10 protein-coding genes are annotated in these 11,367 nt (G+C 59.9%); 7 read left to right on the top strand and 3 right to left on the bottom strand.

The window, feature by feature from the left end; genetic code table 11:
- Positions 1-17: 17 nt before the first annotated feature.
- The 3 genes from B3Y70_RS02805 to B3Y70_RS02795 form a co-directional block, all read right to left on the bottom strand.
- Positions 18-914: an alpha/beta fold hydrolase gene (locus B3Y70_RS02805; RefSeq protein WP_041654419.1), complete on the bottom strand. Its 897-nt coding sequence runs from the start codon at positions 912-914 to the stop codon at positions 18-20.
- Between the two features lie 90 nt (positions 915-1,004).
- Positions 1,005-2,765, bottom strand: a complete 1,761-nt coding sequence (locus B3Y70_RS02800) for an ExeM/NucH family extracellular endonuclease (protein ID WP_288589154.1) — start codon at positions 2,763-2,765, stop codon at positions 1,005-1,007.
- A gap of 9 nt (positions 2,766-2,774) precedes the next feature.
- The gene (locus B3Y70_RS02795; protein WP_153739873.1) at positions 2,775-3,677 is read right to left on the bottom strand and encodes a helix-turn-helix transcriptional regulator; all 903 of its coding nucleotides are present in this window, start codon (positions 3,675-3,677) and stop codon (positions 2,775-2,777) included.
- Between the two features lie 245 nt (positions 3,678-3,922).
- Between B3Y70_RS02795 and B3Y70_RS02790 the strand changes: the two genes are divergently transcribed.
- The 7 genes from B3Y70_RS02790 to B3Y70_RS02760 all read left to right on the top strand — a co-directional run bounded on the left by B3Y70_RS02790 (position 3,923) and on the right by B3Y70_RS02760 (position 11,355).
- Entirely contained in the window at positions 3,923-5,206 is a 1,284-nt protein-coding gene (locus tag B3Y70_RS02790; protein WP_023008081.1) for an MFS transporter, read from the top strand.
- A gap of 162 nt (positions 5,207-5,368) precedes the next feature.
- The gene (locus B3Y70_RS02785; protein ID WP_011783693.1) at positions 5,369-5,794 is read left to right on the top strand and encodes a MarR family transcriptional regulator; all 426 of its coding nucleotides are present in this window, start codon (positions 5,369-5,371) and stop codon (positions 5,792-5,794) included.
- Positions 5,795-5,797: 3 nt separating this feature from the next.
- The gene (locus B3Y70_RS02780; RefSeq protein ID WP_023008080.1) at positions 5,798-7,189 is read left to right on the top strand and encodes a DHA2 family efflux MFS transporter permease subunit; all 1,392 of its coding nucleotides are present in this window, start codon (positions 5,798-5,800) and stop codon (positions 7,187-7,189) included.
- 229 nt (positions 7,190-7,418) lie between these two features.
- Positions 7,419-7,988, top strand: coding sequence for a TMEM165/GDT1 family protein (locus B3Y70_RS02775; protein ID WP_011783695.1), 570 nt, complete (start codon positions 7,419-7,421; stop codon positions 7,986-7,988).
- 52 nt (positions 7,989-8,040) lie between these two features.
- Positions 8,041-9,090 carry a L,D-transpeptidase family protein gene (locus B3Y70_RS02770; protein ID WP_288589151.1) on the top strand — a complete coding sequence of 350 codons (1,050 nt, stop codon included), beginning with the start codon at positions 8,041-8,043 and terminating at the stop codon, positions 9,088-9,090.
- A 24-nt stretch (positions 9,091-9,114) separates the two neighbouring features.
- Complete coding sequence (locus B3Y70_RS02765) at positions 9,115-9,867, top strand: SDR family oxidoreductase (RefSeq protein ID WP_011783697.1); 753 nt, start codon at positions 9,115-9,117, stop codon at positions 9,865-9,867.
- A gap of 21 nt (positions 9,868-9,888) precedes the next feature.
- Complete coding sequence (locus B3Y70_RS02760) at positions 9,889-11,355, top strand: NfeD family protein (RefSeq protein WP_288589149.1); 1,467 nt, start codon at positions 9,889-9,891, stop codon at positions 11,353-11,355.
- The last annotated feature ends 12 nt before the right edge of the window (positions 11,356-11,367 follow it).

Genomic DNA, 11,367 nt, shown 5'->3' with positions numbered 1-11,367 from the left:
CAGAGAGGCCAATTGCTTTATCTCGCCTGTCGTTGAACAAATTCCTGCAACACCCTGGCGGATTGGCCCGGGCGCTCCAGCATGGGCAGGTGGCCGACACCCGGGAACACGTGAACTTCCGCATTGGGTGTAGCGGTACGAAACCAGTCTACGCAACGGGTTGGTGTGATCACGTCGCGATCACCCCATTGCACTTGCAGTGGTGGAGTGTCCGGGCCAAGAAATCGCGCGGGGGCCAGGGCATCGGCCAGCATATCGTTGAAAATATGCCGTAGCGACGCTTGCCGTTTTAGCAGGTCAGGACCCAGCAGGCCGGTCATGGCCAGCCCGGGTACCGTGGGCTTGCCATTCCCGACGCTGTTGAACATGCGGTAAACGCCGGCCCAGTCGCCAGGAATAAGAATGGCATCGCGATCAGACTTGAAGGGCGCGTTGATATCCACATCCGGGTGTTCCGGAATGCCGGCACTATTGAGCAGTGTGACCGAGCGGGGTGGCTGGTTCAGCTTATGGGCGAGGATCGCGGCAATGGCACCGCCCATGGAACTGCCCGCCAGATGCAGGTTGTCGCCCGGGTATTCAGACAGCCAGTCCCTCAGCCGCTCTGCCTGGCGTTCGTAGCGATAGCTGGCCGCGGGCTGATACTGGCTTTCGCCCAGCCCCGGCAGGTCCGGAATCAGCAGATGCCAGTGCGAAGGCAGCTTCTGCATCCAGAGCGCCCAGTTCTCCTTCATGGAGGCAAAGCCATGGATAAGCACCAGGGTCGGACGCCCCGGGCCGGGCCGGCCGCGTTCCAGAAAAATCATGCGATGACCGTCCACACCGGCTTCCCGGCGTTTGGCTCTGAGCAGCCAGCGTTGTCCGGTTCGGGCCATGGGCCAGAGATCGGGTACAGGGATCGATGCCACGGGCATACCTCATTACTGTGAATGCCTTGTCAGTTTAACGCGGCGCGGGCCGTGCGCTATTGCCCGGCCGCCGGACTCCGGAGGCGGTGCAGCAAGTCAGCGGGTGGGGGTGAGGTTCAGATCGGTCAGCACGGGATTGTGGTCAGACGATCGCCACGGGCCCGACTGATCCGGGGTCTGATGGTAGCTCAGCGCCCGGGGCTCATCGGCGTTGATGTTCCAGGTTTGCGCCCGCTCAACCCAAGGCATCAGTGCCGGGCTGGCAAGCGCGTAATCAAGGGTACCTTTCTGGCCCTGGTACCGGTAGGTATAGTGCTCGCACTGCATTGGCAAGCAAGGGTGATACTGGTGTACCAGGCTGGTGAAACCGGCTTCCTGGAACTGTTCGACCGGCGCCTCGCGGGCATAGCTATTGAGATCGCCAGAGATCAGTACGGGTGTGGTTTCGGGATCTCCGGCCAGTGCCTGGAGCCAGATCACGATAGCGTTGGCGCTGAGGGTCCGCTGCCGGTTGTAGCAGCCCTGCCCGTCGCCCTGATCCTGTTCTCGGGCCGCTGCATGCCGGCAGGATTTTGATTTCAGATGTGGTACCACCACCCAGAACGTCAGCTCGCTTCCCCGGGCACGGAATGCCTGGGCGAGTGGCGGGCGGGACGCGCCTGGAAGTTCGCCTGGTCCGGGCCTGTAAGCCGGGCTAGTGGGGCGGACCCGGGATTCCCGATACAGCAAGGCAGTGCGGATGGCATCGTTGCCGTCCCTGCCCGGCGTCTGTACGACTGCCCAATCAGCGCCGAGCGTCCGGGCCAGGCCAGCCGCCGCACTGTCTGGGCCGTAGCCGTCATTTTCCAGTTCGGTCACGGCAAGGATGTCGGGGTGCGCGTCCTGGATGGTTCGGGCGAGTTTACGGTTCTGGGTCTGAAACTGCTCGAGCGATGATGCGCCCCGTGGCGTGGGAAAGCCCTTGCCCTGCCCGTCGCCATTGAAGTAGTTCTGCAGGTTCAGGGTCATGATCCGGATACTGTCCGTTGATTTGGTCGGCGCTTGTGGTCTGGGGTTACGGGCCTGGAAACGTGGTACAGCGCCCGGTTGAACCCGCCACTGGCCAAAGCGGTAATCCAGTACGCCCTCCAGTTCTGACACGATATCGCCGGCCCGAACGGTATCGCGTTCTGATAGCCAGGGCACCGGCGTCGGGTTTTGCTTGCCCAGGCCATCGTCCAGGGTTATCCGTTGCGCCAGGTTTTGCTGTTCCAGTGTGCGGGCAGCCGGACCTGGCGCTAACTGTTCTGTGGCAATCACCTGATCGCTGGCCGCCAATGCCAGCTCGCCGTACCTGGCCAGGTTGTAGTTATCGATGACCGTCAGGGGCTCATCGAAACGCACCCGCATGTTTTCCAGGCTTTCGGGTGGTTGCGACCAGGGTAGCGATACGTTGATCAGCGCTGGCAGGGATGCCTGGCCGCATACTGAAAGGTTGTGCACCGGTGCCAGTTCGGTCAGGCCGTGAAACTCCTTGACAGTGCCGGTAACCCGCACCCGCTGACCCACGCTGCCACCGGCTTTGCGGGTATAGACAAACAGTGCTTCGGAGGTGGCTGGATTGTCATCGGTCTGGTGATCGGCCTGCTGCAGATAGAAGCCGGAAAAGCCGCCAGGTTTTCGGGCATCCAGTACAAGGATGCCTTCTACGGTCACGGTTTGGCCGATCAGTGGGGATTGGTTGCCGGTGCCCTGTACCTGATGGATGGGCGTGGCGGAAGCTCCACAGCGGTTATCGGCTTGCGCCTGGAGTGGCGTCGCCGATAACACAAGCCCGAGGCAAAGAAGGGCAGTAAAGGTCTGGAGCGGTCTGGTCACGGGGCCAGTCTAGCAGAGACCGGCCACCGCCTTGAGTGCCCGCTCGCGTTTGCTGCCAAAACCGAGCTGGTCCGGGTTGGCCAGTTCGAGCTGCTGAACCAATGGGTCTGGATGGCTGTTTTCGTAGGTGATGCCCAGTCGGGACAGCACATAGGGCGCCAGGGCGGCTCGGGTTTCGATGTGCAGCAGGCCATTGGTCATGCCGTAGTCGCGGGCGATGATCTTTTGCTGGGCTTCGGTCAGACGCTGGTCCGGGGTGATCTCCAGTGTCACCTGCCGCTGCCAGTCGTCATCCTGCTGGGCGTTGTGCCGGGCTTTCTGGCGCAGGGCCTCAATACGGCCGTGGAAGCGGCTCAGGGCGAAATCCCGGAATTCCCGGTTGGCGCTGCACCAGGCCCGAATGTGCCAGCTGTTGCCGGCACTGACCAGAGCGTGGGGTTCCAGCACACTCTCGGCGGCTTCCGGGCGGCTCAGTGATACGTAGCTCGCCTTCAGCTGGCGATGATAACGGGTGGCGGTCACCACGGCCCGCATAACTTCCGGGTCTATATGCCGGGCCGCCTCCGGGATGACGGCGTTGCCGGGCAGGCCCAGTTCAAGATCGGAGAAGGTATCACTCAGATTCTGCTGGCGGGCCAGAAGATCCTGATACTCGGATACGGCGCCCCGGGTGACCACCGGCTTGAAATTGGCAGAGGGGACATAGCCTTTCAGGTGCCGGTCGTAGACCAGATTGCCGGGAGCCAGTTCACGAAGATAAGTATTGATGTCCTTGGAAGCCTGCTGTCGACCGATACCAAAGCTGTGACAGATATGGTTGGTGGTCAGTCGACCCTCCCACAGGGCGATAATCTCGATCAGGCGATAGCGAAGCAGTAAATCCCAACGAATGGGCCAGTCCGTTTTCTTCATAGCCAGGCGCTCACGGTCCAGTAGATTGCATGGCAAATATGTTACCTGCTCCCGCCAATCGGGTCTGTTACGACCCATTAATGTAAAACATTGTCAAACGGCCTGCCAGTGCGGGCTCGGGGTCTCGGCAACTCCCTAGTGGCGCGGCTATAAAGAGGTTGGTTAAATGCTCGCCAGCAGACAATCTATAATGTTGTTATCTTTTCTTTTTGTTACCCACTGTAATCGCGACAGGCAGAATTCCGATGACCCGAATGGTTGCGTCTTTATCAGCGCTGATACTCAGTATTGTCCTTCTGGTCAGTGGCAACGCCTTTCTGATGACTCTGTTGGGCATTCGCCTGAGTATTGAAGAGATTTCGCCAGATGTGATCGGCTGGGTGCTGGTGTGTTACTCCATCGGTTTTGTGCTTGGCACCTTGTATGTGCACAAGATTATTGGCCGGGTGGGTCACATCCGTGCCTTTGCGGTGTTCGCAGCCATGGCGGCGGTCACCGCACTGATGTATCCGATGGCTATTTCCATGGTGTTCTGGGCCGTGCTGCGGGTGCTGTCCGGGTTCAGTATTGCCGGGGTGCTGGTGGTCATTGAGAGCTGGTTTTCCAGTCGGGCCACCAACGCTAATCGCGGCGCACTCTTCGCGGTCTATCAGATTGTCTTCTATCTTTCGGCCGCCGGCGGCCAGTTGATCGTCAATGTCGGTGACCCGGCCAACTTCCTGCCGTTCTCGCTGGCGGCCATGTTGTTGACGCTGGCATTGATTCCGTTGTCTTTGACCCGGATGGAGGCGCCGGTTATTGAACAGGCCAGTCGCATGTCGGTGTTCAAGCTGGCGCGGGAGTCGTTTTCGGGCGTTGCCGGGGCGCTGATCTGTGGGGTGATGATCGGTGGCTTCTATGCCCTTGGGCCGGTTTACGCCACGCTGGTTGGCCTGGATGTGGCGCGCACCTCTACCTTTATGGCCAGCGCGATTGTGGCGGCCATGCTTCTGGCCTGGCCGCTGGGACGGCTGTGCGACCGCTTTGACCGGCGCAGGGTCATGTTCTGGGTGGCGATGGCCGCCTCGGCTTCCGCGGGCGGTGTCGCGGTGTTCGGTGCGAGCAACCTGGCGTTGTTGACCTTGTTGGTGGGGTTGTTTACCGGCCTTTCGGCCACCATCTATCCAATCGCAGTGGCGATCACCAACGACCGTATGGACAGCAACCGGATAGTCTCCGCCAGTGCGACCTTGCTGCTGAGCTATGGTATTGGCAGTGTCATCGGCCCTATTGCCATGGCCAAGCTGATCAGCCTGTTGGGTCCGGCCGGTCTGTTCTATGGCAATGCCGGTTTCCTGCTGGTATTGGCGGTGATTACCAGCTACCGCATCAGCCACACCGAAGATGTTCCGGTGGACGAGCAGGAGCATTTCGTTCCGGCCATGCCGGAAACCTCACCGGTGCTGACCGAGATGGATCCCCGGAACACCGAGTTTCACGAATCACCGGAAGTGGAAGAAATGCAGGAGGAGCTGCGTCAGGCCGGTTGACGCAGCTTTCGGTTTTCCCCAATTATATTTTTGTCTTCACATCTGTTTTTATTTCAATGGTTAGCTTACTATTGGTGAATTTCCAATAAGGTAAGTCTTTTGTCGGTTTTCGGGGTGGCGTTTGCTTGTCCCATGCCGGATCACCATCAGGAGTAATGAACCATGAGAGATCAGTTTCCGTTTGCCGTTGCCCGGGTAACCCGCCGCTGGCGCAAAATGCTCGATGAACGCCTGAAAGATCTGGGTGTTACCCAGGCGCGTTGGAGCACCATGGTGTATCTGCAGCAAGGTGGTGAAGGCCTGACCCAGCGCGAACTGGCCAGCCTGATGGCCATTGAAAACCCGACCCTGGTACGTTTGCTGGACAGTCTTGAGCAACAGGGGCTGATTGAGCGCCGCCCATGCCCCAACGATCGTCGCGCCCGTCGCCTTCACCTGACCAAGGCCGGTGTCGAGTTCATGGATGAGTTGTCCGAGCGCGCGGCCACGCTCCGAGAGGAGATGCTTGACGGCATTTCCGACAAAGACATTGAGGCATCGCTCAAGGTTTTCCACAAGATCATGGAAAACGCCGAGAAGCAGAAGTGAGTCTTGGCTGATCAATCCGTAGAGGGCCTGCGGGCCCGATATGGTGACCGCTGGCGCTGGCTGGCGGTGCTTACCGTGGTGCTCGGCACCATGGCCACGGTGCTCAGTGCCACGGTGGTCAACGTTGCCCTGCACGATATCATGGTGGAGTTCGGTATCCGCCAGGGCCAGGTTCACTGGCTGGCGACCGGTTTCATTGCCGCCATGACCACCACCATGCTGGCTTCGGCGTGGCTGCTGGACCGCTTCGGTGTCCGCAAGACCCTCAGTGCCGCCATGGCCATGTTCACGCTGATTTCCCTCGCCGGTGGCTTGGCGCCCACGCCAGAATTGTTGATTGCCGCCCGGATTGGGCAAGGGGCCATGGCCGGGTTGATGCAGCCCATGGGCATGTATCTGGTGTTCCGGATTTTTCCGGCGGACCAGCGCGGCCGCGCCATGGGCATCTATGGCATGGGTGTGATTCTCGCGCCGGCTCTGGGCCCGGTCCTCGGTGGTTTTCTGGTGGATCAGTTCCACTGGCGCTGGGTGATGTTTGCCCCGGCTCCGGTCACCCTGCTGGGTGTGTGGATGGCCTTGCGCTTTCTGCCGTCACCACGGTCCCGTCCGGCTCCCTACATGTTCGATCTGTCCGGTATGGTTCTGCTGGGGGCCGCGGTTGCTGTCACCCTGGAAACGCTTAACCGTCTGCAGGACTGGCCCGGAGACTCTGTGCGTATTGCCTGGCAGGGCGCGTTGGCTGCGATTCTGATTATTGGATTTATCGTACGTGAACGTCGTGCCGCCCATCCGCTTGTCCGATTGGCGTTACTGCGAGAGCCGGTGTTTCTGTACGCAACCCTGGGCGCCATGGCACTGGGTCTGGCGCTGTTCGGCTCTACCTATCTGATCCCGTTATTTGTGCAGACTTCGCTGGGCTTCTCGGCCACAGAAGCGGGCTTGCTGATGTTACCCGCAGGCGTCGTACTGGGCATGGTGTTCCCCGTCGCCGGCCGGCTTGCCGACAAACGCAGTGCCCGTGGGCTGGTGTTGTTTGGCATTGCCATGTTTGCCTGTTCGGCGGTGTTGTTTGCCGCTACCGGGGCGCTGGTCGGGTTTGTCTGGCTGGCATTGTGGGCAGTTGTGGGCCGAATCGGTATAGGCTTTATGTTGCCGGCGCTGTCGACGGGAGCTCTGAACCCGCTCGCGCCGGAACAGCTGGGTGCAGGTTCCAGTACGATCAATTTCGCCCGTCAGCTGGGTGGTGCGCTCGGGGTGAATATCGTTGCCCTCACCATCGAGTTCGGCGAACACGAAGGCGGGCTGCCAACCGTTTCAGCCTTTGCCTCGGCCTGGTGGCTGGTTGCGGTATGCGTGGCGCTGGCGGCGGTGCCGATCTGGAAAATGCGGGCCTGAGGCCGGGAGTTGCCTTGTTTGCCGCTATTCATTACTATGGCTGCACCTTCGGGGGAGTAGCCTCTGCACCGGTGATCCGGGCAGACGGTGGTCAACATACTTGCAGCTCAATCTGCATGGCCATCGTGTTCCTGAACAGGAATTGGCAAGACCTGAGGCAGATCACCTCCAATGGGCGGAAGGTGGGCTGTCTCATGTCTGAATTGTCTCCGCCCTGAGGTTCTGCTGAATGGATGCTTTTCTCGCTTCGACGCTTGCCGTTGCCATCGCTGAAATTGGCGATAAAACCCAGCTGTTGTCTCTCTTTCTGGTTGCCAGATACGCCAAGCGTACCCCTATCATCCTCGGGATTCTGATTGCTACCGTACTCAACCATGCCCTGTCTGCCTGGCTGGGCGCCTGGGTTGCGCAATGGATTCCGGAAGCCTGGCTGCCCTGGATCCTGGCCGTCAGCTTTGTTGCCATTGCCCTGTGGCTGTTGATTCCAGACAAGGATGATTCGGAGGACTCGAAATTCCTGGGTATGGGTGCCTTCATGGCCACGACCATCATGTTCTTCCTGGCGGAAATTGGTGATAAAACCCAGATTGCCACGGTGGTCCTGGCCGCACGGTATACCGACACGTTCTGGGTTATCATGGGTACAACGGTGGGTATGCTGTTGGCCAATGTGCCGGTTATCATGGCGGGTCGCTGGCTGATGGAACGCCTGCCACTGGCCATGGCGCGAATCAGTGCGAGTATTCTGTTTGTGGCCCTGGCCGTGGTGACGGTCTGGGCCACGGTAATGAACTCCTGAGCCGGACGCCGGTCATTGAGAGTGAGAAATGTTGTTACGGGAACCCAATCTTATGCGGTGGAAAAGCTGGTTGCTTGTTGTCATTGGTGTCAGTCTGCTGTGGCCGTTTTCCTCAGTGCAGGCCGCCCGGGACACAAACGGGCCGGAGGCATCAGAACAGGCGCCGGACCGCTCCCCACGGGTTCCTACCTTTCAGCCCGACGGTGACCTGGCCGGAGAACTGCAGGTGTTCAATACCGTCTATGAGGACACCTTTGCCGGCATTGGTAACAAGTTGGCCCTGGGGTACCTGGAGTTGGTGAAGGCCAATCCCGGTATTGATCCCTGGCTGCCGGGCGAAGGCACCATGATTACTCTGCCCCGCATGTATGTGTTGCCGGATGTTGAGCGCGAGGGCATCGTGATTAATCTGGCTGAATACCGGCTGTATTACTTTACACCTGATGGCGGGGTGCAGGTGTACCCGGTTGGTGTGGGCACCGAGGAAAACCCGTCGCCGCTGACCAATGCCAAAGTAACCATGCCACTGGAGTCCCCGGCCTGGTACCCGCCAGCGAGCATTCGTGCCGAATATGAGGCGTCGGGAGACTATCTGCCGAAAATGATCCCGCCCGGCCCGGGCAATCCCCTGGGTACTCATGCCCTGATGCTGAGTGAGAAAGGCTACCTCATTCACGGCACCAACAAACAGTTCGGTGTTGGTATGCCGGTCAGTCACGGCTGTTTCCGCATGTACAATGAAGATATTTCACGGTTTGTCTATCAGGTGGAGAAAGGCACGCCGGTACAGGTGATTCGTGAGCCGGTCAAGATCGGCATGTCCGGTGGTGAGGTGTGGCTGGAAGTGCATCGGCCCCATGAGGACTATTCGGCCCGAGATCGGGAGCGCCTGTGGGCTCAGGTATTTGAAAAAGTAGAGAGTTTCCGCCAGCAGCATCCGGATGTGGATCTTCGCCGCCGTTCCATTGAGCTGGCGGTGGATCAGGCCGATGGTCTGCCCACCATGATCGGCGAGAAGCTGACCCGGATGGCATCCGAGGATTCGGTTGAGCCGGCAGAATCCGAGAAACAGGGCAAGCCGGAACAGACCCTGTATTTCTAGTCCCCCTGGTAAAGGAACACCGCAATGAGCAGGAGTATTCTGATCACCGGCGCCAGTTCTGGCCTTGGCGAGGGCATGGCCCGAGAATTTGCCGCCCGCGGAGATAACCTGGCGCTCTGCGCCCGAAGAACTGAGCGGCTCGAGGTGCTGAAAGCGGAGCTTGAAAAACAGTATCCGGGTATCCGGATTCAGGTGATGGCACTCGACGTGAATGATCATGCTCAGGTGCAGGAGGTGTTCCGGGCTTTTCAGGCTCATTTTGGAGCACTGGACCGAATTATCGTGAATGCCGGTATCGGTAAGGGCCAGCCACTCGGAACCGGGCGCTTTGACGCTAACCGGCAGACCGCAGAAACCAACTTTGTCGCCGCCCTCGCCCAGATTGAAGCGGCGATGGAAATATTCAGGGAACAGAACCGGGGCCACCTGGTGGCCGTATCATCGGTAACGGCAGTGCGTGGCATGCCGGGCAACGTTACCACCTATGCCGCCACCAAGGCCGGGTTGGCAGCACTCTGTGAAGGACTGCGCATCGAGTTGAAAAAACGCCGGTCCCCGATCCGTGTGACTACCCTGTATCCGGGCTATATTCGCACTGAAATCAATGAGAAGGTTAAAAACACACCGTTCATCGTCGACGCACAAACCGGCTGTCGTGCTATGGTGAAAGCCATAGAAGCCGGAAAAGCCGAGCATTTTGTGCCCGCCTGGCCCTGGGCCCCGATCGGTTTTGTGCTCAGGCGGTTACCAGAGTCGGTTCTGGCAAAGCTGTTCTGATCACTCCCGTGGGAGGTTGAGATGCGTGCAAGCCAATTCAGGACATCGACACTCACCCCCAGAGTAAAGCTCTGGGCGCTGGTGTTTGTAGCCGGAGCCTTGCTGGCCCTGTTCAGTCTTTCCCTGAAAGTCTTTGCGCAACAGGAATCGCCCCGTCAGGCCCTGGTGCTTTCGGTTGACGGTGCGATTGGCCCGGCCACCATGGATTATGTGACCCGCGGTATTCGCCGGGCGGAGCGGGAAAGCGCCGGCCTGGTGGTGATTGAAATGGACACCCCGGGCGGTTTGATGGATTCCATGCGGGAAATCATCAAGACTATCCTCGCTTCCGATGTGCCGGTGGCGACCTACGTTTCACCCCAGGGTGCCCGCGCGGCCAGTGCCGGCACCTATATCCTCTACGGCAGCCACATTGCCGCCATGGCCCCGGCCACCAATCTCGGCTCAGCTACGCCCGTGCAAATGGGTGGCCTGCCCGGCTCCACAGAACCTGAATCCCCTTCTGAATCCGCCCCTGAAGAGTCTTCCGAGGAAACTGACCAGAGCGAATCGCCCGAGAAACGTCGTGGCGACAGTGCTATGGAGCGCAAGGTACTGGAAGATGCCGTGAGCTACATCCGCGGCCTGGCCGAGCGCCACGGCCGTAATGCGGACTGGGCGGAAGAGGGCGTTCGGGAGGCTGTGAATCTCGGGGCTACCGAAGCACTGGAGCGTAACGTGGTGGATGTGGTGGTGCCGAACCTCCGGGCGCTGTTGAACGAGATTGATGGCCGCACTGTGCGCATGGCCGCCGGTGATCGGGTTCTTGAAACCGCGGAACTGGAATTGGTGCGGGCCGAACCGGACTGGCGCACCAAACTGCTGTCGGTGATTACAGACCCGAACGTGGCCTATTTCCTGATGATCATCGGCTTTTACGGCATTCTTTTCGAACTGGCCAACCCCGGCGCGGTGGTGCCGGGTGTCATTGGCGCCATCAGCCTGATTCTGGCCCTGTTCGCCTTCCAGGTCTTGTCGGTGAATTACGCCGGCCTGGCTCTGATCCTGTTGGGGCTGGCGTTCATTGTCGGCGAGGCGTTTGTGCCCAGTTTCGGCATACTCGGCATCGGTGGCATCGTGGCGTTTGTCACCGGCTCGGTCATCCTGATGGAAGGCAGTCATCAGGACATTTCGCTGCCGACGATTGGTGGCACGGCGGTGGTGGCCGGGGGCTTTATTCTCTGGACCGTTACCCGGTTCATCGGCCTTCGGCGGCGCCACCCGGTCTCGGGTAGTGAGCAGCTGGTCCACGAACACGGTGTGGCACTGGATAACTTTGTTCCCACCTATGATGCCTACACGGGGCATGTACGGGTCAGCGGCGAACGCTGGAACGCCCGGAGTCAGGTGGCCATTGCCGCCGGGGCCCAGGTGCGGGTCAACGGTATGGACGGCCTGACCCTGCTGGTGGAACCCGGAGACGATGAACCGGCGAAGCACACAGATTAAACATCAACGGCA

This window comes from Marinobacter sp. UBA5687, from assembly GCF_002420325.1.
Taxonomy (GTDB): Bacteria; Pseudomonadota; Gammaproteobacteria; order Pseudomonadales; family Oleiphilaceae; genus Marinobacter; species Marinobacter nauticus.
The sequence above is the reverse complement of the archived record's forward strand: the minus strand, read 5'-3'. Positions and strand labels throughout refer to the sequence as shown.